This window comes from Streptomyces xinghaiensis S187 (assembly GCF_000220705.2).
Lineage (GTDB): Bacteria > Actinomycetota > Actinomycetes > Streptomycetales > Streptomycetaceae > Streptomyces > Streptomyces xinghaiensis.
Window position 1 is genome coordinate 7,057,498 of sequence record NZ_CP023202.1, and the last position, 25,684, is coordinate 7,083,181.

The following is a 25,684-nucleotide window of genomic DNA, read 5'->3' on the forward strand; positions in this document are numbered from 1 at the left end:
GGCTGAATGGCCGACCAATCCCGTGCCCGGACCGGCTCACCTCCGCTCGCGCGGAGCGGACGCGTTCACGCCGGACCCGCGGCGCCGGGTGAACGGCTCACCTCCGCTCGCGCGGAGAGGACACCCCGGCGTCAACGAGGCCGTCGACCGCGGCCGGCTCACCTCCGCTCGCGCGGAGAGCACGCACCCGCTGCACCCACCGCATCCGCGGCTGGCGGCTCACCTCCGCTCGTGCGGAGAGCACGCCATCCGCCAGGGCGAGGCCTGGCTGTCGTACGGCTCACCTCCGCTCACGCTGAGAGCACACCGTAGACGCGACGAAGCCCCCGCTGCACGGGCCGGCCGTCGGGGCTTCGGTGTGTGGGGTTAGAGGGCGACAACGCTGATGGGAGTGATCCGCCCAGTCTCGTCGTTGACCATGACGGTGAGGATGCCGTGGGGGAAGGCGGCCTCGAAGGTCCTGCCGTCGGGTATGCCCGTCGGCTGGGCGACCGCATAGGGGTCGCGTTCGAGGCTGCGGAAGAGGTCGAACACTTCACCGAGGGCATTGTCGGAGAGGCCGCGGAGCATCCGGAAGGTGTGCTCGGTGATATGCACGTGCCAGGTCACGCGGCTCCTTGGTGCTCCGTCCGTGTCTTCCACTGCCGGTACAGTGCGGCACCTTCGGCCGACTCGTTCTCGTGCTCGGGCGGCAACTGTCCGTGGTCACGATAGTAGGCCTGGAGCTCCTCCACGCGCGGGCGTTCGGCTTCGACCCGTTCGATGAAATCAACCCACCGCTGGAGGATGTCGGGGAGCCGATGGACGTCGGTGAAGGACGCCTCACGCATGAAGGTGGCACGCAGCTCGGAGTGCGGAAGGGCGTGCGCGATGCTGTCGATCGTCCACTGCTGTCCGCCGCTCACCTAGACCCCAAGATCTGATAGACCATTCCGATATCGCTTTGCAGCGTAATGGCCGGGGTCGCCCTCGCGCACCCCGTTGCGCACACAGCAGGGTGCGCGGTCAACCGGCTGGGCGGCTCACCTCCGCTCGCGCGGAGACGACCGCCGTTTGATGTGGAAGGGTGCGCGGTACCTCGGCTCACCTCCGCTCGCGCGGAGAGGACGCGTCGGCCCGGAAGCCGCCGACGAGGGGCCGCGGCTCACCTCCGCTCGCACGGAGAGGACAAGCGAGCATCCGAGAATGCCGCTCTCCACTGCGGCTCGCCTCCGCTCGCGCGGAGAGGACTTTCTCCCAGTGGGAGACGAATGGGAGACGATCGGCTCACCTCCGCTCGCGCGGAGAGGACGAAGCGTTGATGAGCGACGAAGGGGCGCGGTACGGCTCACCTCCGCTCGCGCGGAGAGGACCCCTCGGGCACGCGCAGCACGCGGGCCCTGTACGGCTCACCTCCGCTCGCGCGGAGAGGACGTCGGGGATCTCGGCACGGCGTTTGTGGACGTCGGCTCACCTCCGCTCGCGCGGAGAGGACTCGACGACGGCCATCCACCGGCCGCGGCGCTGCGGCTCACCTCCGCTCGCGCGGAGAGGACAGCGCCGCGGTGATCGCGGCGAACAGGTCGTCCGGCTCACCTCCGCTCGCGCGGAGAGGACCGCCGGCCCTCGCTTCCCCATGATCAACACCCCGGCTCACCTCCGCTCGCGCGGAGAGGACGATGCCGAGGGTGGTGAGCGAGTCGTGGACGCCGGCTCACCTCCGCTCGCGCGGAGAGGACGACACGGAATTGACTGTGACCGATTCCGCCGGCGGCTCACCTCCGCTCGCGCGGAGAGGACGTGTCCTCGTCGTCAACGGCCTGCTCGATCTGCGGCTCACCTCCGCTCGCGCGGAGAGGACGGACCACGCCTCCAGGAAGTGGCGGGCGTCCTCGGCTCACCTCCGCTCGCGCGGAGAGGACCACGGCTCGCACCAGGCGCGCGGGCGCAGCCACGGCTCACCTCCGCTCGCGCGGAGAGGACCACCGCACGCAGCATCGAGGCCGACGCCCTTGCGGCTCACCTCCGCTCGCGCGGAGAGGACCCGTTCCGGTCGCCGGTGCAGCACGTCGGCCGCGGCTCACCTCCGCTCGCGCGGAGAGGACCTCCTTCACTCCCAGCCGTCCGCCGTCGACCTCGGCTCACCTCCGCTCGCGCGGAGAGGACTGGGTCAGCCGCTCGGCGAGGACCGGCGATTTCGGCTCACCTCCGCTCGCGCGGAGAGGACCCCTCAGGCCCGTGTTCCCGGCTCACCGCCTGCTGGCTCACCTCCGCTCGCGCGGAGAGGACGTCCTCAGCGTCAGCGCCGTCCCGCCGCTGGTCGGCTCACCTCCGCTCGCGCGGAGAGGACGTCCACCGCCTGGACGAGGTGATGCGCTTCAACGGCTCACCTCCGCTCGCGCGGAGAGGACTCATCAGGCGCGGGGCGGCCGGGCCTCGGCTGGGGCTCACCTCCGCTCGCGCGGAGAGGACATCCTGATCGTGCGGCCGGTCGGCCCGATCCGCGGCTCACCTCCGCTCGCGCGGAGAGGACGTCGTTCACAACGGTGGCGAGGTTCTGGCGGACGGCTCACCTCCGCTCGCGCGGAGAGGACGAACGCAAAGGCTTCGACTGGTTCGCCAAGGTCGGCTCACCTCCGCTCGCGCGGAGAGGACATCGACCCGATGAACGACACTGCCGCGGAGGAGGGCTCACCTCCGCTCGCGCGGAGAGGACGAGGCCCGGTCCAAGTCGGCCCGCAAGTCCCGCGGCTCACCTCCGCTCGCGCGGAGAGGACGATCGGGTCATCGACTATGGCCAGGTGGGCGCCGGCTCACCTCCGCTCGCGCGGAGAGGACGACCACGCCGACCCGGTCACCACGATCGGCTACGGCTCACCTCCGCTCGCGCGGAGAGGACTGGCGGTGTGGGCCGGCCGGTCGGCGACCCAGCGGCTCACCTCCGCTCGCGCGGAGAGGACGGGCGGCGCACGGAGATGCAAAACCATTCGTTCGGCTCACCTCCGCTCGCGCGGAGAGGACAACAGGCCCTCGAGGCCGGACGCGGACTCGGACGGCTCACCTCCGCTCGCGCGGAGAGGACACGACGGCCACCAGGGCGACGACAAGGAGGGTCGGCTCACCTCCGCTCGCGCGGAGAGGACGCCGCCGCCCAACTCCGCAACGAAGACCTGACCGGCTCACCTCCGCTCGCGCGGAGAGGACGAGACCCTGACGCCCGCCGAAAAGCGCTGGGACGGCTCACCTCCGCTCGCGCGGAGAGGACCCGCCACGGGCCCCTGCCTCAAGGACCGCCACCGGCTCACCTCCGCTCGCGCGGAGAGGACAGGAAGGTCGTCATCAGCGATGGTACGACGCACGGCTCACCTCCGCTCGCGCGGAGAGGACTAGGCCGCGAGGAGCTTGTACGCGGCGAGGCGCGGCTCACCTCCGCTCGCGCGGAGAGGACGTGAACAGTAGAGAGGGGATTCACGTTCACCACGGCTCACCTCCGCTCGCGCGGAGAGGACCCGGAGTACGACGCCGTGGAGGGCGCCGTCCGCTGGCTCACCTCCGCTCGCGCGGAGAGGACCATGGCGGTCGCCAGGGCGGAGACGCCGTCGACGGCTCACCTCCGCTCGCGCGGAGAGGACATGGACCGCAACCCGCTGCAGGACGGCGTCCTCGGCTCACCTCCGCTCGCGCGGAGAGGACACTTCCTGACCTGGTCTTCTAGAGCGCCTTTGCAATTACTTTGCCATTGTGCAGCCGCACCCACACCCGCACGGAACCGGCGTTGTGAGGTGGGGTCATGACAGGTCAGTGTATGGGCGCACTGGCGTTGTCAGTGTCGCCTGCTACCTCTGGCACATGATGAACAGCGATGCCCCGGCCGGCGGAACACCTCTCCTTGACCCCCGCATGTGGGGAAAGGAGAACGGCTTACCGCGGCCGTACCCGGTGGTGTGTCACCTGCTCGACACCGCCGCTGTGTTCTCCGCGCTTTGGGACGGTTTGCTCGGCGAGCGGATGCGGCAGCGTCTGGCTGATGCTCTGGGCTTGCCTCCGGGGGAGACGCGGGCTGTGCTGTCGTTCTGGGCCGGGTTGCACGACCTGGGCAAGATCACGCCGCCGTTTCAGGCTCAGGTGCCGGCGGCGTTCGCGGCTGTGCGCGACGAGCCGGTCTATCTGAGAGCCCCGGGTGCCGAGAGCGACAGAGCGTTCCGGCATGAGATCGCGACCCACTGGGCCTTGGCGCTGCTGCTGGACGAGATTGGGTACCCCGGTGATCGCCGGCTGTTGCGCAGGGCAGTGAGTCACCAGGTCGCGCAACTTCTCGGTGGACACCACGGGTGTTTCGGAGCCGTCCTGAAGCAGAAGGAGTTGGCTGCTTCGAGTACCTACCAGCGTGGTCTGGGGGAGGACGGGTGGGCGGCGCAGCGTCGGGCTCACTTCGCCGAGGTGCGGCGGGTTGTTGGTGCCACGGCTGTGCCGGAGCGAGGGCTTCCGGCTGAGCTGGCCGTTGTGGTCAGTGGGTTGGTGGTGGTGGCCGACTGGCTGGCCAGTCAGATCGACGCGATCAAACCCTTGCTGCCGCCCGCGGACTGGCAGGGCACGCCGGAGGAACTGGACGCTCACTGGGTGCGGACAGTGGCCGCGGCAACGGATCTGGTGAGCGCGGCGAGGCTGGGGCGGGCGCGGTTCGCGACGCAGACGTTCGCCGAGATGTTCCCGTTCACTCCCAACGACCTTCAGCGCGATCTGGTGGAACACCTTCCCGGACTGGTCGCACAGCGCGGTCCCGGTCTGTTGCTGGTGACGGCGCCGACCGGTGACGGCAAGACGGAGGCGGCTCTCTTCGCGTCCTCCGTCCTCGGCCGGGCCGCCGATGCCCGGGGGCTGTACTTCGCCCTGCCAACCATGGCTACCGCCGACGCGATGTTCCCGCGGGTGGAAAAGTTCGCGGGGAAGGCGCTGGCGGGCGAGCGGGCGCTGACATTGCTGCACTCCATGGCCTGGCTCAGCCCCGCCTACAACCGGTCGGAGGGCCGTGACGACGCCCAGGCGCGAAACGGCGGCCTGAGTGCGGAGGAGAGCACGGCCACCGAAGCCGGGGCCTGGCTGCGTGGGCGCAAGCGCGGATTGCTCGCTCCGCTCGGGGCCGGGACGATCGACCAGGCGCTCAGCGCTGTTCTGCCCGTCACCCACAACGCACTGCGCTTGTTCAGCCTGTCCGACAAGGTCTTCGTCGTCGATGAAGCGCACGCCTACGGGCCGTGGATGCACAAGCTCCTGACCCGGCTGCTGGAGTGGCTTGGGGCGTTCGGCGCGCCGGTCGTTCTGCTGTCGGCGACGTTGACGGGCCGGGTGGCGGCTTCCCTGGTGGATGCCTACCGGCGCGGTGCCGGCTTCACGGAGCCGACGGCGGTTGAGCCCTGCTACCCCGGCTGGCTGTTCACCGACGCCGCCACCGGTGAGGTCTCCGCTCCCCGCACGACCTCCACCGACCGGGCCCGGACGCTCGATGTGTCAGTGCATCGAGTCGCTTGGGATGCGGGCGAGGCACCGAGGGCGGCCGTTGCCCCGGGAGGGCGCCGAGCGGCGCTGCGGAAGGCTCTGCGGCCGGTGGCCGAGCAGGGCGGCACGGCGTTGGTGTGCTGCACCACAGTGGCCGAGGCCCAGAGCACCTTCCGGGATCTGTGCGAGGCATTTCCCGCCCTGGCGGCGCGGGAGGGCGGGCTCCGGCTGCTGCATTCGCGATTCCCGGCAGTGACCAGGCAGAAGATCACGGCCGAGTGCGAATCCGCGTACGGGAAGCCCCGCTCGGACGAAGACACGGCGAGCCCGCGCCCCGCGTCGATCCTCGTCGCCACACAGGTGGTTGAGCAGTCACTCGACTTCGACTTCGACTTGGTCGTCACCGACCTCGCTCCGCTGGCTCAGCTTCTCCAGCGCGCCGGCCGTGCCCGCCGCCACGCTCGGGGAGACCGGGGACGTCCTGCGTGGGCACTGCCGGAAGAGCGGCCGCGGCTGGTGGTCCTGGAGCCGGTCGACGACCGGAAGGAGACCGAGATCCCCCGCACCTGGGGCCAGGTCTATGACGCCGCCCTGCTGCACCGCACGGCTCTTCTCCTGCACGAACAGGTGGAGAGCGGCATTAACGTCCCGGCGGACGTGCAGCGCCTCATCGACGCCGTGTACGCGGAGGACTTCATCGAGGGCCTGGATCCGGCTGCCGAGCGGGAGTTGCGTCAGCTGGACGCCCAGCGTCTCGCTGACGAGGCAGCGGAGGAGCACATGGCCCGCGTAGTGAGCATCTGCGCGCCGGCGGACGTGGCGGGCGACCTGCACCGGCTCAGCCGCCGGGAAGCCGGGGTCACCGAGGAGCTGCTCACCACTCGGCTGGGCGCGGACACCGGGCGGGTGCTGTGCCTGTACGAGCAGGCCGACGGGGCGCTCACGCTCGACGAGGACGGCAAGGCCGTGCTTCCTGTCGGTGGCCCGCGGGGGCTCGACCGGGATGCTCTGGCACAAATCATGTCGCACGTGACTCCCGTGCCGGGCAAGTGGTTGCGCTCCGGCCCGGAGAGCCATCCCCAGCCGGAGAGCTGGGAGGAGCGACCAGTGTTGCGGGATCTGATGCTGCTCCGCATACAACCGGAAGGCGACGGCACGTGGATCTGCCGCAGCGGGGGCCGGTCCATCAGGATCTCGGCGGTGGGTCTGGAGTCGGTGTGAGCAGTTTGTCAAATCGCTAGTCGCCTTCAGCGACAGGCTTGCTACGGTGAGCCACCACATCGGTCCGTGCCCCACCACTGCGGCTGCGGTGGTCCACGCCCGCCTGCGCGGGCACGGGCAGATCTCGTCTCTTCGCCGTCGGCGACAGGCGGATCACCCCCGCTCTCGTGCGGGGACCCCACCACATTGTGTCCTGAACGGCAGGGAGCCACATGCCAACAGACCCCTACAACGTGCTCTACGAGCCGGAAATCCCGGTTCGCTGGGTCTCTACTGCGCCTGATCCGGTGACAGGCCAGTTAACCGGTCGAATTGGTCTGCAGGATGTGCTGCTGCGCAGCGCCGATATCGCCAGCCTGGCGATCCCCGTACCGCCCGCGCACTCCGCCCTGTTGCGCATCCTCTACGCCCTGACCGCGCGGGTGACCGGGCTGGACGAGGCCGGCCCCGGGGACTGGGGGGAGCGACGCCAGCAGGTCCTGGACGAAGGCCGCCTGCCGGTGGACGGGATCGAGAAGTACTTCGCCGAGTACCGCGACCGGTTCTTCCTGTACGGCGGCGAGGGCGGGCGGCCCTGGATGCAGGATCCGCGCCTGGCCGAGCAGTGCGACCCGGACAACACCGCCGGGGTCAACAAGCTGATCGTGACCCGGCCCTCAGGCAACAACCATGCCTGGTTCCGGCACGGCAGCGACAGCGCCCCGGACCTGCCCACCGCCTCGGAAGCCCTCCTGAACCTCCTGGTGTGGCACTACTACGGCCCCTCCGGCCGCTGTTCGGCCCGTGAGGTCAACGGGGTCAAGACCGCCAGCGCGACCGCGGGTCCGCTGCGGACGGCCCTGTCCTACCACCCGGAGGGCGACACGCTCTTCGAGACGCTGCTGGCTGGCCTGGTCCCTCCGGAGACGACCGTGCGCCGCACGGAGGACCGGTGCCCCTGGGAGTGGGACGAACTGCCCGACCCGGATGCCCCGCCTCCCGTGCCCTCGGGCCCGTGTTCCCGGCTCACCGCCTGCTCCCAGCACGCCGTGCTGCTCGTTCCGGACGAGGAGAACAAGGGATTGATCCGGGACGCCTACATCACCTGGGCGTACCGCACGGGCCGTATTCCGCGCGACGACAACTACCTGATCTGGCAGATCAGTCAGCAGGGCAACCGCTATCCGCGCCCGGCGAAGGCGGACCGTGCGCTGTGGCGCGACCTGGACGCCCTGCTCCTGCACGAGCCGGTTGGCGCCTCCCAGCCCCAGCAGCCCAAGGTCTTCGACGCCGCGTTCGAAGTGTCGGAGTTCCTGCGGGTGCGGGCGCTCGGCTTCGAGCAGGAGGGGCAGGCCAAGGACACCCAGTTCGTGGACGCTTCCACCCCGCCCGTCCTGGGATACGTCGAGAAGCTCGCCCCGCGCACCGCACCGGCCGTGGCCCGGATGCGGCAGCTCGGCGAGATGTACGGCCAGCGTCTGGACCGCGCCGTCAAGCGCGCGTGGGCCGCCTACATGGACGATGCGAAGGCCGACGCCGGCACCTGGGCAGCGGAGGCGGCCGCGCGCTACTGGCCGAAGGCCGAGGCCGAGTTCTGGGCCCGGTTCCGGAGCCTGGACCGAAGTGGCCGGGCCCTCGACGTCGGCTTCGACCCGGCCGCCACCCGGGCCGCGTTCCTGGGGCTCGCCCAGGAGGCGTACGACACCGTGACGGGCTCCGTCACCCGCACCCTGCGTGGCGCGAAGGCGGTATCCAACGCCCGCGTCGAGCTGTACGGCGGCCCGCGCAAGAAGCGCGCCTGAACCGCCTGCCCGAACCCCGGTTGTGAAACAGCCGCCCAACGGGCCATATCTGCCTGCCCAACAGAGAGGAAGCAGCATGTCCACCGGGACACCACCCCACGATCCGGCCACAGCCCGACGTCGGCAGCGCCTGGCCTACACCGCCTGGATCGAGCAGATCTGCCGCAGCGACCCGGGAGCCCGTACGGCCCTGCGGAGCGGACTGCGCCGGGACATTGACGACGTCCCGCGCATGCACCGCTTGGTCACGCGCTGGCTGCCTCAGGACCGGGCCGTGTCCGGCGCCGAGCAGCGGGCGTACTACGCGGTGGCCGCCATGATCGCCGATCAGCCCCGCAGCAGCCTCGGCGCCTCCGCACCGGCTTCCGACGACGACACCGCCGACGAGGACACGGCCCCTGTCGGCACCGACCCGGAGAACAGCCCGGGCGACGGCGACGGAGCCGCTTCGAGGAAGACGGCCGCCCGCTACGGCGACAGCCTCGGCACGGCCTTCGCGCTCGCCGTCACCACGGGCCCGGGCCGGGACCGCGAGATGCGTGAGTCCACGGCGGAGGCCCGCCTCAACCTCCTCACCCGGCAGAGCACCAACGGGCTCCACCGGCACCTGCCCGCCGCCGTCCGCTACGTCCGTGACATCGGAGTCCCCGTCGATTGGGCTCAACTGCTGGACGACCTGATCGCCTGGCCCGCCCACTCCGGCCGGATCTCCCGCCGCTGGCTGCAGGACTACTACCGGCTGCGCGCAGCGGACCTGCGTGCCAAGGCCGAGACCGGCGACCGGCAGGAGCTGGAGGAAGCCGGCCTGCTGCACGTACCCGGCCCACGGCCGCAGAGCCCGGCCGCCTCTTCCCCGACGACCACTGCCTGAAGGAGACATCACCATGACCGCACCCGCCCGTTTCATCGACATTCACGCCCTGCAGTCCATCCCGTTCGCCAACCTGAACCGGGACGACACCAACTCCGTCAAGACCGTCCAGTACGGCAACACCCTGCGTACCCGCGTCAGCAGCCAGTCCTGGAAGCGGGCCATGCGCACCTTCTTCCAGGAGCGGATCGGTGACGCGGCCCTGCGTACCCGGCGCATCGGCGAGCGCGTGAGCCGTGAGCTGCAGGAGCGCGGCTGGCCCTCGGAACTCGCGCAGCGCGCCGGCGGTCACGTCGCGGCTGGCAGCAGCATCAAGTTCGAGCTGGCCAAGAACCGGGAGGACCCCAAGCAGATCGTCCCCAACAAGGTCCTCACCAACGCGATGGTCTACGTCCCCCGGGCCGCGGTCGCCGAACTCGCCGACCTGGCCGAGGAGAAGCGCGAGGCCTTGGAGAAGGCCAAGGACATCAAGAAGCCCTCCGACAAGAGCGTCCTGCCCAACGACCGCATCGAAGCGGTCCTGCGCTCCCGGAACGGCGTGATCAACCTCTTCGGGCGGATGCTCGCCGAGATCGACGACGCCGGTGTCGACGGGGCCGTGCAGGTCGCCCACGCCCTGACCACGCACGAGACGGACGTCGAGCTCGACTACTTCTCCGCCGTCGACGACATCACCGACGCCTGGGACGACGCCACGGGCAGCGGGCACATGGGCCACGCCGAGTTCAGCGCCGGCACCTTCTACCGCTACGCCACCGTGGACCTGCGCGACCTCACCGCGAACATCGGCGACGACCCGCAGGCGGCCCGGGAGCTGGTCTCCGCCTTCCTCGTCTCCTTCATCGAGTCCCTGCCGCAGGCCAAGAAGAACTCCACCGCCCCGCACACCATCCCCGGCCTCGTTCACGTCGCCGTGCGCTCCGACCGGCCCCTGTCCTACGCGGCGGCGTTCGAGGAGCCGGTCCGCGCCGCCGACATCGGCGGCTTCGCGGCCCGCTCCGTCACGGCGCTGGACACCTACGCCGAGGCGGCCAACAAGCTCCTCGGCACCGGCCGGATCCTCACCTCAGGATGGGCCGGCCTCGACCCCAAGGACCTGACCGGACTCGGCCGACGCCACGACTCCTTCGACGGCCTGATCGGCCACGCGGTGGACACCGCCCTCGGCGACGGCGGCGCCGAGGCCGCGGCATGAGCGCCGTAACCACCGCCGCTCCCGGGCTGCTGCTGCGCCTTGCCGGCCCCCTGCAGTCCTGGGGTGAACACAGCCACTTCAACGAACGCGACACCGCCCGCTTCCCCACCCGGTCCGGCGTCATCGGTCTCCTCGCCGCCGCACAAGGCCGACGGCGCAACCAGCCCATCGACGACCTCACCCGGCTGTCGCTGACCATCCGCGCCGACCGGCCCGGCGTGCTCCTGCGCGACCTGCACACCGTCGGCGGCGGCCTGCCCACCAAGGCCACCGTCACCACCGCCGAAGGCAAGAAGCGCCCCGGTGACACGGGAACGCTGCTCACCCACCGCACCTATCTCGCCGACGCGGCCTTCACTGTCGCCGTCACCGGGACCGACGACGCGGAGGGACGGGACACGCTGGCGCGCTGTGCCGAGGCCCTGCGCCATCCCCACTGGCCCCCGTTCCTGGGCCGGCGGTCCTGTCCTCCGGAGGGCCCCGTCCTCCTGGGCGAGAGCGACAACGCCCTGCACCACCTGGTCCACCTCCCCCTGGCCGGCCCACCGCCCCGAGGAGAGCAAGGCGTCGAGTTCCTCTCCGACCAGCCGCTGGACCGGCTCCCGGTGCCCGGCCACCTCGTCACAGCGGACGGCGGGGACGGACGCCACCCCTCCAGCGAGGTCAACGACGAACCGATCTCCTTCCACCCGCGCCACCGCACCCACCGGGCGCGCCCCCTGTACCGGCGCACCGTCCGGCTCCCCCACGCCCAGTACGCCGGCCTGGACGCCGAACACAAACACCTGGCCCGGCTCCAGGACTACCTGACCAGCCACCTGAACGACCCGGAAGGGAGGCACCGTTGACCGCCTGGCTCACCCGGATCATCCCGGACCAGCGCTCAGCCGACGCCCGCCGCGACACCGCCGGAACCGACGGGGCCATCCGTCTCCACCGCCGCCTGATGTCGCTCTTCCCCGATGACGCGGGCCCCGAGGCCCGGCGCCGATTCGGTGTCCTCTTCCGCACCGAGGACACCCCCGCCGGAGTCCACATCCTGCTGCAGAGCACCGAGAAGCCCGACCTCACCCGCCTCCCCGACGGCTACGGGGACGTCCGCAGCCGCCCCCTCGATCCGCTGCTGGACGCCCTGCGGGCCGGGCTGACCGTCCGCTACCGGTGCGTGGCCAGCGCCGTCCGCAAACCCGGGGCCACCACCAGAGCGCTGTACAACCTGCCCGCCGTGGTCCCGCTCAGCGGAGCCGCCGCCGACGAATGGTGGCTCCGCCAGGCCGACGCCACCGGGCTCAAACCCCTCCAGCTGCACTCGCAGCCCCTGGACACCGTCCACGGCCGGCGGGGAAACAGCGGCCCGGCGGCCCAACAGCGCGTCCGCCACGCCCGCACCCGCTTCGACGGCACCGCGGCCATCACCGACCCCGACCAGCTCCGGGAGAAGATCGTCGAAGGCATCGGCCGCGGAAAACCCTACGGCTGCGGCCTGCTCAGCATCGCGCCCGCGAGGGACGCCACGTGACACCGGCCACCGCATCCAGGGCCCAGCGAACTCCGGCCGACGCCCGCCGGAAACTCGCCGCCCCCACCGTCGCCATGCTGCCGCGCATCGCGGACTCCCTGTCCTTCCTCTACCTCGACATCGTCCGCATCCACCAGGACGACACCGGTGTCTGCGCCGAAGTCACCAGCGAACACCGCGGCACCGAAACCGTCTACCTGCCCACAGCCGCCCTCAGCTGCGTACTCCTCGGCCCCGGCACCTCCATCACCGCCCGGGCCCTGGCCACCTTCGCGCGCCACGGAACCACCGTCCTCGTGACCGGCTCCGGCGGCGTGCGCTGCTACGCCGCCGCCCTGCCCGACTCCCTGACCACCACCTGGCTCGAACGCCAAACCCGCGCCTGGGCCGAGGACGACCGGCGCCTGGCCGTCGCCACGGCCATGTACGAGAAACGCTTCGGCCCGGGTACCGTGCCCTCGGGCAGCACCCTCGCCCAACTCCGAGGATTCGAAGGCCAGCGCGTCAAGGCCCACTACCGGCTGCTCGCGCAGCAGTACAAGATCGGCCGCTTCCGCCGCGCTTACGATCCCGCATCCTGGGACACCCAGGATCCGGTCAACCTGGCCCTGTCGTCCGCCAACACCTGTCTGTACGGCATCGTCCACGCGGCGATTCTCGCCCTGGGCTGCTCGCCGGCCCTCGGCTTCATCCACAACGGCAACCAGCAGGCGTTCGTCTACGACATCGCCGACCTCTACAAGGCCGACCTCACCATCCCGCTGGCGTTCTCCCTCCACGCCTCCACCAACCCGGAGGCCGAGGCCCGCCGCTCCTTCCGCGACGGCTTACGCCTCTTCAAGCTCCTCCCACGCATCGTCGCCGACGTCCAGCAGCTCCTCGACCCCGACACCGAGTACGAGGTCCCGGATCCGGAGGAACAACTGGTCGACCTGTGGGACCCGGTGGCCGGAGCGATCCCCGGCGGGGTCAACCACGGAGTGGAGCCGTGACCGCGCCCACGAAGGGACACCGCCCATGTCCTCAATGATCGTCATCTCCGCCACGGCGATCCCCGACCACCTCCGCGGCGCCCTGAGCCGCTGGCTGCTGGAGGTGACACCAGAGCTGTACGTGGGCACGGTCTCAGCCCGCGTCCGAGACGAACTCTGGACATCGGTCGCCGCCTGCGCCGGAGACGGCATGGCCGTCCTCGCCCACCCCGACGACAACGAGCAGGGCTTCACCCTCCGCACGGCCGGCACCCGCCGCCGAGAGCCGATGGACTTCGACGGCTTGACCCTGATCGGCTTCCGCAGAGAGAGTCAAGAAATGGCAAACCGCCTCTGAAAGCGCAGGTCGGGAAGTGTGCTCTCCGCGCGAGCGGAGGTGACCCGGTCGCCACAGCCCTCCAGCACCCCCACCCCGGGTGCTCTCCGCGCGAGCGGAGGTGACCCGGGGCACCCATGCCAGCACCCAGCCGGGCCCCGGTGCTCTCCGCGCGAGCGGAGGTGACCCGGACGCAGCCCGCGACGGAACCATGGGCGACCCGTGCTCTCCGCGCGAGCGGAGGTGACCCGACCGACGACATCCGCGCCCTCTACAAGGACATGCTCTCCGCGCGAGCGGAGGTGACCCGGCGCGGGCGCAGCGGTTCGCCGACAGTCATGTGTGCTCTCCGCGCGAGCGGAGGTGACCCGGACCCCGACATGGCCCGCAACGACAACGCCGCGTGCTCTCCGCGCGAGCGGAGGTGACCCGCCAGCGCCGGCAGTCGTCGCCGAGACGTTCGGGTGCTCTCCGCGCGAGCGGAGGTGACCCGGAACATCGTGACCATCCTCTCCGCCGAGATCGGTGCTCTCCGCGCGAGCGGAGGTGACCCGGACGTGTCTATCCTCCGCGACCGCGCCGGGGGGTGCTCTCCGCGCGAGCGGAGGTGACCCGATGACGGGCCAGTCGGGCGCCTCGGGGTCGGCGTGCTCTCCGCGCGAGCGGAGGTGACCCGGGCAGCAAGCGCCGCCGCGTCCCGCTCCACCCGTGCTCTCCGCGCGAGCGGAGGTGACCCGACTGGGCCGGTCCGCCCGGCTGGTCCTCGCCCGTGCTCTCCGCGCGAGCGGAGGTGACCCGTACGCAGCGACTGTGTCCTTGCCTGCTCGTGCGTGCTCTCCGCGCGAGCGGAGGTGACCCGTTGTCCGCGACGGGCCGGGACCTGTTCCACCAGTGCTCTCCGCGCGAGCGGAGGTGACCCCACGACCGCATCGCGGCGGGCGGAACCCACAGCGTGCTCTCCGCGCGAGCGGAGGTGACCCGCCGATCAGGTCTGGGAGTGCCTGATGGAGGGCGTGCTCTCCGCGCGAGCGGAGGTGACCCGGTCCGCACCACCGCCGGCAGCTCGATGGCGAAGTGCTCTCCGCGCGAGCGGAGGTGACCCACAGTTCTCCTTCGCCTACGACGTCGGCGAGGGGTGCTCTCCGCGCGAGCGGAGGTGACCCGCGCGGGGAGACGGCGCTCACCGGATACACGAGGTGCTCTCCGCGCGAGCGGAGGTGACCCGCCCTCGGCCAGATCGCTCCAGCGGAGGGCGGAGTGCTCTCCGCGCGAGCGGAGGTGACCCGCCGAGGTAGTGCATGACTCCGTGCCGCTTCGGTGCTCTCCGCGCGAGCGGAGGTGACCCGTTGGCGTTCGGGATCTCAGGCTGGTTGACGAGGTGCTCTCCGCGCGAGCGGAGGTGACCCGCCCGGACCCGTCATCGAGCACGAGCGGCTGACGTGCTCTCCGCGCGAGCGGAGGTGACCCGCTGACGTTCACCGGTCCGTCCGGGGCGGCCGGGTGCTCTCCGCGCGAGCGGAGGTGACCCGTTCAAGACCCGCCGCACCAGCCGGCGCGTGAAGTGCTCTCCGCGCGAGCGGAGGTGACCCACCGACCCCGTCGTCATCGGCCTCATCGCCGCCGTGCTCTCCGCGCGAGCGGAGGTGACCCGCGTGAGCTGTTCTCCGATGACGACGTCGCTCTGTGCTCTCCGCGCGAGCGGAGGTGACCCGCCCGGATGATGCGGGCCGCGGCCGGCCGGACGGTGCTCTCCGCGCGAGCGCAGGTGACCCGTCCCCTGAGTCCCATCAGTCCCCCCGCGCGGGGTGCTCTCCGCGCGAGCGGAGGTGACCCGCACGGCGGGATCGCCGAGGCCGTCGCCGCCGCGTGCTCTCCGCGTGAGCGGAGGTGACCCGCCCGGACAGGACCGTCCACGCCCCTTGCAGGAGTGCTCTCCGCGCGAGCGGAGGTGACCCGCACATCTACGACGCTGCGAAGGCGTACCTGAGGTGCTCTCCGCGCGAGCAGCGGAGGTGACCCGATCGCCATGGGCATCATCGGTATCGGGATGGCGTGCTCTCCGCGCGAGCGGAGGTGACCCGCGCCGGAGGACCACCGTATGAATGAGCACCAGGTGCTCTCCGCGCGAGCGGAGGTGACCCGGACCACGATCCGGATGACCACCGCCCCGGCCCGTGTTCTCCGCGCGAGCGGAGGTGACCCGGTGGAGCTGGCCCAGCTTGCGGGCCTGTTGGTGCAGTCGGAGGCGGCGCCGCAGCTGCTGGCCGACCGGCTGTAGGAAACTGGCGGCGAGGCTCTGGTCGGCCGTCCGTTTCCGTGGCTGATACGGCGGGGCTTGGTGCAGCGTCAGGCGTGCTCGGACCGCCGGTGTGATGACGGTGTGCGGCTGGACACCGGCGGTGCATGCGACACCTGCGGCAATGTGATCCACTTCCGCCGGGCACGCCGCGCGCAGGCCGCTGCCGAGCTTGCCCAAGAGCTGCCCGGCCTCGGGGACCGCAAGCGGCGCCAGATCCTTGAGAGCCGGCTGCGTGAGCAGGCCGCGATCGAGGCGGAAGACTCCGTGCGGCGGCGGGAACAAGCCCGCGCGGAGCAGGCCCGCCGGGAGGCAGTCCGCGCGGCCGCCCGGGAGCAGGCGGATCGCGAACGCGCGGCCGCGGCCGCTGCCGACGCGGTCCGCCAGGCACTGCCGTGCGAGGACTGCGGCCAGGGCCAGGCGGCCGGGCTGTGCGAGGCGTGCGGCTACCGGCGCCGGACCGAGGCACTGATCGTGGAAGGCGGGCTGGTCACGGCCACCTGGTGCGCCAACCTGGACGACCCGAGCGACATCGCCGCCGTCACCGACCACGTGGGGGCCACGCTGCAGGCCGACATCGACACCGCCCGCACCCAATTCATGGAGCTGATCGAACCGGGCGTACTGGAAGCAGACCCGGCAGCAGCGGCATCCGCCCTGGCCTTCAACGCCCTCCAAGCAGTCGAGCAGCTACTGCCGGACTACCGCAGCAGCGCCCTCCGACGGCTGGGCCGCACCCCGGAAGCCGAAGCCGAAGCACGGCGTGCCTACGCGACCGAGCGGAACCGCAGGTGGTTCCGCGCCAACCCAACCGGCACGGACGCCCTTGCCGCGGCGGCGACGGCCGTCAAGACCGCCCGGGAGCGCACTGCCCAGGCTCTCCTGGGTGACGCGGCTGGAGCAGGTACACAGGCAGGTCGGCAGCCTGCACGGAGGTGGCTGGGTCCGAGCCGTGGGCGGACCGGGTTGCCCGAGTTCGCGCGCATCGCGTCGATGGCGACTGGCTGTGATGAGCATCTTTGAAAACGGCTCTGGCCGCAGTTCCGTGAAGCTCATGGCTGGGTGAGGATCCGCGTCCGGAGGAGTCCGAACGAGGCTCGGCGACCGGGGCTGCTCCTCGCCTCACTTGCTTGGCCTTTGAACTGTGTGAGGAGGATGAGGATCGGAGGGTGGCCCTTGATCACCGGGGGATAGGTTTTGGCCCATGGCTGGTGACTGGCGGGTGGATCGGATCGAGGCTGCGCTGAGGGGCGAGAACCCGACCGTGCTGCGGCGGTTGACGGCAGGGTTCGCGGTGATCGGGGATGTTCAGTTCCTGCCGGGTTACTCGGTTCTGCTAGTGGACGAACCGGATGTGCAGCGTCTGTCGGACCTGCCGAGGCCGAAGCGGCTGTCGTTCCTGTCCGACATGGATCAGCTTGGTGAAGCGGTCGAGCGTGCCTGTCGGCGGCTGGACCCGGCTTTCCGCCGGGTCAATCTGGAGATTCTGGGGAACACAGACCCGTTTCTGCATGCGCATGTCTGGCCGCGGTTCGAGTGGGAGCCGACTGACGTAGTGGGCAAGCCGGTGTGGCTCTATCCGCGTGAACGGTGGAGTGACGAGCAGTTCAGGCTCGGGCCGCGGCACGACGTACTGCGGGATGTGATCGGCAGCGAACTGGACCGGCTGCGCTCGGGGAACTGACCGTTGCGGACCCGGTGATCGGTGACGATCAGCCGATGCTCACTGGAGGCGTCTGAGCGGGACGAACGCGGTTGGTGATCGTCGGGCAGGCGGCTTCCTGGGTGGCGAGCAGGGCGACAATCGTGACGGGCTGGTGCTCTCTGCGCGGGCGGAGGTGACCCGATGCCGCGGCGAAATCTGCCCCACCCTGGTCACTGGCTCCGGGTTCCGAACAGGCGGCCGGAGCGGGTTGCGCCGGGGGATGGTGGAGCGGTCCGGCCCCGCGTGGATGTGTGCGTGAGTCACCACAGTGGCGCGGCCGTGGGACGGGCGTCTTCTGCGCGTTGTGCCCGCCGATCCCGGAGTCGGTGTCGGCTGGTCCGGCTCCCTTCCGTTCCAGCTTTCCGCGGGATGCACAGTGGGGCATATTCACAAGGAAGAATGCAATTGCATTTGCAGATGTCATCGGTAAGTGCACTGCCGTGGATCTGCCGCCCCGCTTCGGTTGGGCAAGTCTTCGCACGCTTTCCGCAATTGACGCCTTGGAGCCAATAAATGAACGGTTTTGCAACAGTGGCTCCTGTGATCTGGGACACATGGTGATGGTGTTGTTGCTGGTAGAAGCTCCGGCAGCCTCGCGGCTGGGCGCGCCGCGCGATCTCTCCGCTTGTCGGCTTAACGCCACCCGGGCCCCTGTTCGGTATGACGAGTGGGAAATAGTCCCGCCCGCATTCGCAATGGTGCGTTTGCGGTGACCACAGCATTGACCGAAAGGGGGGACCTGTGGGGCAGAACTGGCCCTGGTACGCACGTGCATCGCTCGGTGCCTGCCGGTTGACCGCCGTTGCCGTTGGCGCAGAAGTCCGCCGCGCCGTCCGCATCGCCTCGCAGGCCGTGGCGGAGCACCGCTCCGCCGTCGTCCGACCCGGCCGGGACCAGATCCCCGGCCTGCACTGCCCGCTGCCGCTCCGACCGCCGGCGCCCGACTCCGGAGACATGATCCCCGGCACCGTTACCGCCGCCGGGGAGGGCTTCCGGTGAACGCACCGTCCGAGCCGGGGCGCTTGCCCCCCGACTTCGAGGCCTTCTTCGCCGAGCACCAGGGCGACTTCCTCAGGCGGGCCCAAGTCCGCCTGCGCTCCCGGCCCGATGCCGAGGAAGCGGTCCTGAACGCCGGCCTGCGCATGCACCAGAAGTGGAACGAGATCCTCTCCCACGCCAACCCCATGGCCTTCGTCCACACCATCCTCCGGGGCGCCATCCACGACCACTGGCGCAGGATGTCCCGCCGGAGCGAGCACGAGAGCCTGGTCGCGCACCCGTCTCTTCCCACGCAGCCCACCGCGGACGACCTGGCCAACCTCCGACACTACGAGGCCCTCGACCGCGCGTTGGAGAAGTTGGAGAAGACCGCCCCGCGTCAGGCGGAATGCGTCAAGCTGCGACACCTGGTGGGCCTCGACTACGACCAGATCGCCGAGTACCTCGACATCTCCCGCAGCGCGGCCAGGACCAATACCTGCCTGGGCCGGCAGCGCTTGAAGGACCTGCTGGAGCCCGCTACACAGACAGGGGAACCCGCATGACCGAGAACGAGCTGCGCGCCGCGTTGCGTGCCGAACGGCAGCGCCTGGACGCGGAATTCAGCGACCACGACACCGAGGCCTTCACCCGGCGCCTGGCCCGGCGCATCGCCGAGACCGATCTGCCGCCCCTTCCGGAAACCGTGGGGCACTCCCCTCACCGGCGCCCGGGCCGCACCTGGCGTACCCGGCGACTGCCCGACCCTTGCCCCCCACCGGGCAGCACGGCGGCCGCCGAACTCATCGGTGAGCTCCTCAGCCTGTGCGACACCATCCTCGGCTCCGGCATGGACCGGCTTGCCGCCTTCGCCGCCGACTACGACGAAGCCGGCGCCCGGGTCTTCGCCTGCCTGCTCTACGCCCAAGAGCGCCGGGAGAGCGCCCTGTACTGGTGGCGTTTCGCCGCCGGTGCCGGCGACGTCCTGGCCGCACACTGCCTGGCCGTTCACCACGCCGCGGTCGGCACCAACACCGACGCCCGCATCTGGCGGCTCATGAGCCGGTACATGGGTTTCAACCCCGACCACCACCTGCCCCGACCGACCCGACCGGCCCGACAAGCCGCAGCGCCGACATGCAGCCGCGCCCGGGCCGCCTTAGGTCACGACGCCGTGCTGGACGCCTTCCTCCACGAAGACCAGCTCCCCGAGGTCCTCCTGGCCCGCTGACAGACGGCGGTCTCCTTCCGCCTGCGAACGCTGCAGGCGGAAGGAGACCGCCCCTGCCACAAGCCGCGATCACGGCAGCCCGGCGACCGCACCCGTAAGCCGCGAGCGGTGAACGAAGAACACACCGCGGCCGCGCCGCCCGTCCGCCGCCCCGTAAGGCCGGCCACAGCACCGCATCAAGGTGCGCTCCGGCCCCACCGAGACCCGGCCGACGAGCCGGGGATTCTCTGGCAGGCGCGAACTGCCCCGCACCAGAGGAAACAGCGAGTACGCGACGGGCCCGCCGCCGAACCTGCGCCAGAGTTGCGCCGCTAACAGCCGCCTGCTGCAGGGTGGCCCTGTTCTACCTGCAGCTCCCCGCCAATCGGGAGCACCACCCTGCCCGCACTCTTGCGTTCGAGGACGCCGCACGCCGGATCCTGAAGGAAGACCATGAACTCGACCGACCCACGGGACCGCATCCAGACCCTGGTGTGGCTGCTCCTGGCCCTTGTACTCGCCCTCGTCTTCGCCGGCCTCGCCTACGTGACACACCAGCACCCCACGCTCGCGATGCCCCTGACCGTGGCCACCGGCGGCGTGACACTGCTCCTCGCAGTGCTCGCATTCGCCGTGGCCCGCCGCTGACCTCCCGTCCGAACGGCCAGTCCGGGCGTGGGAAGCATCGAGCCGCTTTGACTCCCCACTGCGGTATGCATCGCACCGAGGACCGGGCAGCTGCCATAAGTGAAGGCTGCGCGCGAAGCGCCGATGCTCAAGCGGGGAGCGGACCCCCCGGGGGCACAGCGCCCCGCTGAACCCCGCGGCGGGGATGCCGGTGATCTCAGCGAGTCCTCGCCGTGGTCACGACAGCTCGCTCGTTACCGAAGCATTGGCCGGGCGACGTCCTCACCAGCGGCGCGGATATCCGTGGGATGGCTTCGGAGACCGCACTGCGGTGGAGGGATAAAGAGCTCGTTACCCCTCCTGGGCACGGCCACCCGCGCGGCGATGCACCACCGAGAGGTAACACCTGTTACCGTGAGGGTATGGCAAAGACACAGCTCGGCGCACGCGTCGATTCCGAGATCGCGGAGCTCGCCCGGAAGCGGGCGGCCGACCGCGGCCTGCCCGTCGGGGACTACCTGGCCCAGCTGGTCCTGGAGGACGCCAGCGGCCTGCGCCAGCGCGCACTGGACGCTGCCGGGCGCTTCCTCGCCGAGCACCAGCACGTCTTCGACGACGCAGAGGCAGAGGGCGCCCAGCAGGCTCCCGGAGCGCACGCCGCCTGATGGATCTGCACATCGACGTCCCCTGGATCCTGCAGGTCGCCGAACTCGCCGGCGCCGGCGACCCCGCCCCGGACGACTACGGGGTCCCGGTCGCCGCCTGCGCCCGTCACCGGGCCGAGCTCCTGGAGCAGCCGGTCTACAACGGCCCCTACGCGCGGGCCGCCGCCTTGGTCCACACCCTCGGCCGGTGCCGCTGGCTGGAGCGCTCCAACCTCGCCGTCGCGGCCGCCACCGGCGTGATGTACCTGGAAGCCTCCGGCGTCACCGTCAAGCCCGGCCACGAGGACGCCACCGCCCTGCGCGACCTCCTGCTCGACCCCACCTGCACCGCCTCGCAGATCGCCGCACTGCTGCGCTCCTGGCCCACTGCCACCTGAGCGCACTCCCCTCCGCTTCCGGACGGGGCCGCGTCACCGGAGAGGGGTGTACAGACTGCCGGTGGGTGCGCAGGGTTCAGCGGTCGCCTGCCGTGGGCCGGTTGGCCTGTGGCACCGTGGGCGCAGCCTGGCTCGTCGCCTTTCCCCCGTGGTGACGGGCCAGGCTCCTTCCCGCCCTGCGGCGCCGGGAAGCCGGCTGGCGCCTGCGGGGAGCCGCGAGGGCGCCGGCATGTCTGTGGCGCGAACCTCAGTATTCATACAGAGGTTCGAATGCGGGGAGTGTGGAAAGGGATCGGGAAGCGGCCGGTTCCGGTGTATGTGCTCCGGTACTCCGGCCGAGCGGGCATCGTTAGGCAGCGCGCCGCGGGCCAGTTCACCGCGGGCATGAGGGAGGCACCGGTGAGCGACCGCAGCTCGATCGAGTGGACCGAGGCGACCTGGAACCCCACGACGGGGTGCGACCGGGTGTCGGCCGGCTGCGACAACTGCTACGCCCTCACGCTGGCCAAGCGGTTGAAGGCGATGGGGTCGGCGAAGTACCAGAATGACGGTGATCCGCGGACCTCGGGCCCCGGCTTCGGGCTGACCGTGCACCCACAGGCGCTGACCGTGCCGTTGGGCTGGCGCGCACCGCGTACGGTGTTCGTCAATTCCATGAGCGACTTGTTCCACGCCCGGGTCCCGCTGGACTACGTGCGGCGCGTATTCGACGTCATGGCTTCCACGCCGCAGCACACCTACCAGGTCCTGACCAAGCGGGCGCGGCGGCTGCGGCAGGTCGCCGACCGGCTCGAATGGCCGGCGAATCTGTGGATGGGGGTATCCGTCGAAACCGCCAAGGAGCTGCCGCGCGTGGACGATCTGCGGCTGGTGCCGGCGGCGGTGCGGTTCCTGTCGTGCGAGCCACTCCTGGGGCCCCTTGCGGGTCTGGACCTCTCCGGCATCGACTGGGCGATCATCGGCGGCGAGTCGGGCCCCGGTGCCCGGCCGATGGACCTCCGCTGGGCCGCCGACATCGTCGAGCAGTGTCGCCGGTCCGGAACAGCGCCCTTCGTCAAGCAGCTCGGCTCGTGCTGGGACAAAGCGCACCACAAGGACATCGAGCGGTTCCCGGCTGCCCTGCAGGTGCGCGACTACCCCGCGGTCAGGAACCGGGCGCCCGCCTGAGCATGGAGCCCGCGTCGGCCGCGGCCGGCAGACCGACCTGGCTCTTGCCGGTCAGCTTGCCTGCCGACTGGACGACGACGGAGCCGTCCTCGCGCATCAGCCGTACTGCCCTCAGCGCGTGCGTGGGCATCCAGCGGGCCGTCTCGGTCAGCAGCCATCTACCCAGCGCCTCCACCGTGGCGCTGCCCAGCTTGAGTCGCTGCGTGACCAGTTCCTGCAGCTCCGGGTCGAGAGCTCCGCCGGCCTGGAAGAGATCGAGTTGCCCGATCGCCTCGGCTCCACGGGTGCGCGGATCGCGGAAACTCTCACCGTCGCGATCGTCGACCTTCCACATGGCCTCCTTCATCGCCTTCAATCCCGCGTCGCTGCCGGTGCCGAAGACCAGGTAGAGAGGCTGCCCGGTGCGAGGGACCAGTTGGAATTGCAGCTGGTAGCCAAAGCCCGCCCGCTGCAGCGCGGCGCGGTAGGTGCCCAGCCAGGCCCGCCACCGCTCATCCGGCCGCGCTTCCTCGGCAGCCGGCCTCCAGTGGTCACGGCCACCGAAGACCGTGTCCAGGACCTCCGCGTTGAGTTCCTCGCGGCGGCTGAACCAGTTCGGCCCGAAAGTGGTGATGACCTCGCTGGATCGGTTACAGGCGATCCGCTGCATCACCTCCAGCGGTACGTTCACGCTGCCCCAGCTGTCGAAGATCCCGAGAATCGGATGACCCCAGGCACCCAGCTCCGTCAGCAGCGGCAGGCTGTCCCGCCCGGCTTCCCCGCGCCGGACCTCCACCCGCACCGGCAGCCGGTCCAGCGGGCCGAACCGGCCCGCGAGTTCGGAAATCAGGTGCTCGTAGCGGGCGCGGTCTTTCTCGATGAAGACCAAATGCACCCGCTGCGGACTCAGGTGCATCCGTTCGACAGCGTTGTGGTGCAAGAGGCGGTCCAGGATGAACACCGGCGAGCCGGGCTCACCGCCCTCGTACCGGCCTGGGCCGGCGAACGCGTCCAGCAACGTCACCCGGGGACGGGTGTACCCGGTGCGCTGCGAGGTCTGCAGCAGGATCGGCCACCACGCATCCAGGTACCGCTGGTAGAGCCGATGCTTGGCCGCCGTCGCCGGCTCCAGTTTCCAAAGCACCCCCACAACGCCCTCCCCCACTCCACCACCGGGCAACGCCGTGATTGTCCGATAACGCGCAGTAATCCGGAAGAGGGCGTCAGCCGCACGGCGACGACAGCGGTCCCGTTCCAGTGGCAGTCGCCGCCAGGGGCGGCCACCGCGCTGCCGTCTCCTGCCTGCACTTGCGCCACCTCACCTGCCTGGGACGCAGGCGGTGCGGCACCGGCTGCACAGGTCACTGACGACGCTCTCAGCTCCGAAGTTTCGGACAGTCTCCTCGCCCTCTGGGAGCCGTCGCGACGTACGTGCGCGGGACCGGTTCAGCCCTGCCGGCGCACCAACCGGCGGCCTCGAGGGGTCAACCGCCTGGCTGGCATCAGGGCCAACTCGTGCATCACCGTCCAGCGCCCAATCGCCGCCTCGTGGTCCGAAGTCACGACTCCACCCGCCGATAACGCGGAGCCACCAGACCGAACCAATCTGTGATGCTCGCCACAAATGCTGCGGTCGCGCGGTTTCCCTGGGGTTCCCCTGGTTTCGCTCGGTGTCGCACTCCTCCGGCGAGAAGTGGCGAGGGTTCTGGGCGTTAAGACCCGTCGCTAGACTCCCCTGAACGCACAGAAGAGCCCTGGTCCCCAACGGGTTTCCTAGGCCACTGAGTTGGGAGGGCTCCCTGCGCGGTGTTCCAGCATGCTCATCACGAGAGGAACTCCGTATGGAGGAGAGTAACGCCAAACGCCGGCCCAAGCACTTGGCCCGCATGGACAGGTGGCGTACCAACACCATCTGCTACCTGCGGAAACGGGCAGGAGGCCGTGGTCACAACCTCCCGTCCCAGTTTCTGCAGGGCGCGGCCTACAAGCTCGGCAGCGGCGCTGTAACCTTGATCATCCTGTGGTGGGAAACCCGGCGCTGAGACCGGTGGAGGCCGACCTGGTAACCCTCACCACGCCACGGGAGACCCTCCGTTCGTGACTTCGCGGGTGGTTTCCTCCCAGAAGGCGGGGGGTGTGCCATGCCCCGTGGTTGGCACACCTCTCGGACCGGCCGATTGAGGCGCTCGTTCAGCGCTTCCCCGAAGCCTTGCTGAGGGAAAGGCGGGTTCCGTTCGGCCAAGGCGGAAGCTTCATGTGTTTCAGGCTTCTCCGGTGGCAGAACACCGTGCGTTCCAGGCCCGGCCCCTCGAAAACGTCACGGCCGGGTGGAGGGCCTCCTACTCCCGGCATTCGACGCGCTCCCGCTCGAGGGTCTCCGGCGGTGTGACCACCACCGGTGCGGCCGCCGGATGGGCACCTGGCCACCGACGCGGGCCCACATCGGTGCCCCCACAACGATGCGGTGGACGTCCTCCATGCCGGGTTCACCGATCGGGTGCCACCGGTCGTGGTCGAGTTCGATGTCCAGGTAGACCTCTGCGCACCAGTGGCAGTCGGCCATCCTGTCGAGGGTGGACTCCCTTGGCTCCCCTTCTGCGCGGGGGCCCCCTTCTCCAGGGGCGAGCGCGATAGCCAGGGCCTCCACGGCCATCTCTTCGTCGTCGCCCCATCCGTGCTCGCGCCCGCGTGAAGCCAGAAGGTCCCGCACGGCCCACCAGGACGACGGGGTGTGTCCTGGGCCTTCCGCGTCGCCCGGGCGGTAGCCGGTGTTGTCGAGGCTCCCGAACAGAATGACGTCGACGCGCCGCCCGGCGGCATCGCGGTCACGGGTGTGAAGGAGAACTTCAGGGCGGGGCGCCGCGCCTGAGTAGAGGGCGAACTCCACCTCCCCCTTACCGGAGGCAACCCACGCCCGCGGCGGTTCGGTGAGAGCCCTGTCCGCGATGTGCCCCACCTTTCTGGTGATCTGCTGGGTGATTTCGTACCGGGTACGCTCCGTGCGCTCCCTGGTGATCTGCCACTGCCCCACGCACGGGATCTGCGGGCTGGTGTAGGCGTGCTTCTTGCGGCTGAGGTCGATCCCGTTCGCCCCGGCGAATTCCTCGACCCTGCGCTGTGACCAATACCGGTACGCGCCCAGCGCACGGGGCTTCATGCGTCGTAACATCCGCCCAGCATGCCAACCCTGATGGTCTGCCGTATGGCGATCAGTCGCGGACCTACAGCCGATGTCCACGTCGTCGGTATGGAGACATGGACCGAAGCCGCGAGTGCCCCACCGCTGCGGACAGGAAAGGGCCGGCCGGGC

21 protein-coding genes and 3 CRISPR repeat arrays (1 of these 24 cut by a window edge) are annotated in these 25,684 nt (G+C 70.4%); of the genes, 17 read left to right on the plus strand and 4 right to left on the minus strand.

The window, feature by feature from the left end:
* A CRISPR array of direct repeats spans positions 1 to 306; the repeat unit is 29 nt; unit sequence CGGCTCACCTCCGCTCGCGCGGAGAGGAC; it begins 517 nt to the left of the window's first position.
* A 60-nt stretch (positions 307 to 366) separates the two neighbouring features.
* Together SXIN_RS30310 and SXIN_RS30315 are read right to left on the minus strand one after the other, a co-directional pair.
* Positions 367 to 609: a hypothetical protein gene (locus SXIN_RS30310; protein ID WP_019712009.1), complete on the minus strand. Its 243-nt coding sequence runs from the start codon at positions 607 to 609 to the stop codon at positions 367 to 369.
* Complete coding sequence (locus tag SXIN_RS30315) at positions 606 to 905, minus strand: hypothetical protein (protein WP_019712010.1); 300 nt, start codon at positions 903 to 905, stop codon at positions 606 to 608. Before SXIN_RS30315 ends, SXIN_RS30310 begins: the two co-directional genes overlap by 4 nt.
* Positions 906 to 1,018: 113 nt before the next feature.
* Positions 1,019 to 3,672: a CRISPR direct-repeat array (repeat unit 29 nt; unit sequence CGGCTCACCTCCGCTCGCGCGGAGAGGAC).
* Positions 3,673 to 3,828: 156 nt separating this feature from the next.
* On the opposite strand from SXIN_RS30315, the gene SXIN_RS30320 reads away from it, so the two are divergent.
* The 17 genes from SXIN_RS30320 to SXIN_RS30395 all read left to right on the plus strand — a co-directional run bounded on the left by SXIN_RS30320 (position 3,829) and on the right by SXIN_RS30395 (position 22,395).
* Positions 3,829 to 6,696 carry a CRISPR-associated endonuclease Cas3'' gene (locus tag SXIN_RS30320; RefSeq protein WP_095758271.1) on the plus strand — a complete coding sequence of 956 codons (2,868 nt, stop codon included), beginning with the start codon at positions 3,829 to 3,831 and terminating at the stop codon, positions 6,694 to 6,696.
* Between the two features lie 212 nt (positions 6,697 to 6,908).
* A complete protein-coding gene (gene casA, locus SXIN_RS30325; protein ID WP_095757838.1) occupies positions 6,909 to 8,477 on the plus strand; it encodes a type I-E CRISPR-associated protein Cse1/CasA in 1,569 nt (522 codons plus the stop codon).
* A gap of 76 nt (positions 8,478 to 8,553) precedes the next feature.
* On the plus strand, positions 8,554 to 9,348 hold the full coding sequence (casB, locus tag SXIN_RS30330) for a type I-E CRISPR-associated protein Cse2/CasB (RefSeq protein ID WP_019712013.1): 795 nt from the start codon (positions 8,554 to 8,556) through the stop codon (positions 9,346 to 9,348).
* Positions 9,349 to 9,361: 13 nt separating this feature from the next.
* Positions 9,362 to 10,543: a type I-E CRISPR-associated protein Cas7/Cse4/CasC gene (gene cas7e / locus SXIN_RS30335; protein WP_019712014.1), complete on the plus strand. Its 1,182-nt coding sequence runs from the start codon at positions 9,362 to 9,364 to the stop codon at positions 10,541 to 10,543.
* Positions 10,540 to 11,391 carry a type I-E CRISPR-associated protein Cas5/CasD gene (cas5e, locus tag SXIN_RS30340; RefSeq protein ID WP_019712015.1) on the plus strand — a complete coding sequence of 284 codons (852 nt, stop codon included), beginning with the start codon at positions 10,540 to 10,542 and terminating at the stop codon, positions 11,389 to 11,391. The genes cas7e and cas5e overlap by 4 nt, the downstream gene beginning before the upstream one ends.
* Positions 11,388 to 12,062: a type I-E CRISPR-associated protein Cas6/Cse3/CasE gene (cas6e, locus tag SXIN_RS30345; protein WP_019712016.1), complete on the plus strand. Its 675-nt coding sequence runs from the start codon at positions 11,388 to 11,390 to the stop codon at positions 12,060 to 12,062. The genes cas5e and cas6e overlap by 4 nt, the downstream gene beginning before the upstream one ends.
* 74 nt (positions 12,063 to 12,136) lie before the next feature.
* The gene (gene cas1e / locus SXIN_RS30350) at positions 12,137 to 13,054 is read left to right on the plus strand and encodes a type I-E CRISPR-associated endonuclease Cas1e (protein ID WP_039824684.1); all 918 of its coding nucleotides are present in this window, start codon (positions 12,137 to 12,139) and stop codon (positions 13,052 to 13,054) included.
* Between the two features lie 25 nt (positions 13,055 to 13,079).
* On the plus strand, positions 13,080 to 13,391 hold the full coding sequence (gene cas2e, locus SXIN_RS30355; protein ID WP_019712018.1) for a type I-E CRISPR-associated endoribonuclease Cas2e: 312 nt from the start codon (positions 13,080 to 13,082) through the stop codon (positions 13,389 to 13,391).
* A gap of 18 nt (positions 13,392 to 13,409) precedes the next feature.
* A CRISPR array of direct repeats spans positions 13,410 to 15,327; the repeat unit is 29 nt; unit sequence GTGCTCTCCGCGCGAGCGGAGGTGACCCG.
* Positions 15,328 to 15,468: 141 nt separating this feature from the next.
* On the plus strand, positions 15,469 to 15,648 hold the full coding sequence (locus SXIN_RS33120; RefSeq protein WP_420341079.1) for a hypothetical protein: 180 nt from the start codon (positions 15,469 to 15,471) through the stop codon (positions 15,646 to 15,648).
* Between the two features lie 102 nt (positions 15,649 to 15,750).
* Positions 15,751 to 16,689 carry a hypothetical protein gene (locus SXIN_RS30360; protein ID WP_019712019.1) on the plus strand — a complete coding sequence of 313 codons (939 nt, stop codon included), beginning with the start codon at positions 15,751 to 15,753 and terminating at the stop codon, positions 16,687 to 16,689.
* 181 nt (positions 16,690 to 16,870) lie between these two features.
* The gene (locus SXIN_RS30365) at positions 16,871 to 17,350 is read left to right on the plus strand and encodes a diadenosine tetraphosphate hydrolase (RefSeq protein WP_019712020.1); all 480 of its coding nucleotides are present in this window, start codon (positions 16,871 to 16,873) and stop codon (positions 17,348 to 17,350) included.
* A gap of 1,016 nt (positions 17,351 to 18,366) precedes the next feature.
* The gene (locus tag SXIN_RS30370; RefSeq protein ID WP_019712022.1) at positions 18,367 to 18,915 is read left to right on the plus strand and encodes an RNA polymerase sigma factor; all 549 of its coding nucleotides are present in this window, start codon (positions 18,367 to 18,369) and stop codon (positions 18,913 to 18,915) included.
* Positions 18,912 to 19,580 carry a hypothetical protein gene (locus SXIN_RS30375; protein ID WP_019712023.1) on the plus strand — a complete coding sequence of 223 codons (669 nt, stop codon included), beginning with the start codon at positions 18,912 to 18,914 and terminating at the stop codon, positions 19,578 to 19,580. Before SXIN_RS30370 ends, SXIN_RS30375 begins: the two co-directional genes overlap by 4 nt.
* 432 nt (positions 19,581 to 20,012) lie before the next feature.
* Complete coding sequence (locus SXIN_RS30380; RefSeq protein WP_019712024.1) at positions 20,013 to 20,207, plus strand: hypothetical protein; 195 nt, start codon at positions 20,013 to 20,015, stop codon at positions 20,205 to 20,207.
* A 401-nt stretch (positions 20,208 to 20,608) separates the two neighbouring features.
* On the plus strand, positions 20,609 to 20,851 hold the full coding sequence (locus tag SXIN_RS30385; RefSeq protein ID WP_019712025.1) for a hypothetical protein: 243 nt from the start codon (positions 20,609 to 20,611) through the stop codon (positions 20,849 to 20,851).
* Entirely contained in the window at positions 20,851 to 21,228 is a 378-nt protein-coding gene (locus SXIN_RS30390) for a hypothetical protein (RefSeq protein WP_019712026.1), read from the plus strand. The genes SXIN_RS30385 and SXIN_RS30390 overlap by 1 nt, the downstream gene beginning before the upstream one ends.
* Positions 21,229 to 21,627: 399 nt before the next feature.
* Entirely contained in the window at positions 21,628 to 22,395 is a 768-nt protein-coding gene (locus SXIN_RS30395) for a DUF5131 family protein (protein ID WP_019712027.1), read from the plus strand.
* Here SXIN_RS30395 and SXIN_RS30400 read toward each other — a convergent pair.
* Both SXIN_RS30400 and SXIN_RS31430 read right to left on the minus strand, forming a co-directional pair.
* A complete protein-coding gene (locus tag SXIN_RS30400; RefSeq protein ID WP_019712028.1) occupies positions 22,373 to 23,524 on the minus strand; it encodes a three-Cys-motif partner protein TcmP in 1,152 nt (383 codons plus the stop codon). The genes SXIN_RS30395 and SXIN_RS30400 overlap by 23 nt on opposite strands.
* Before the next feature lie 1,167 nt (positions 23,525 to 24,691).
* Positions 24,692 to 25,531: a hypothetical protein gene (locus SXIN_RS31430; RefSeq protein ID WP_019712030.1), complete on the minus strand. Its 840-nt coding sequence runs from the start codon at positions 25,529 to 25,531 to the stop codon at positions 24,692 to 24,694.
* Between the last annotated feature and the right edge of the window lie 153 nt (positions 25,532 to 25,684).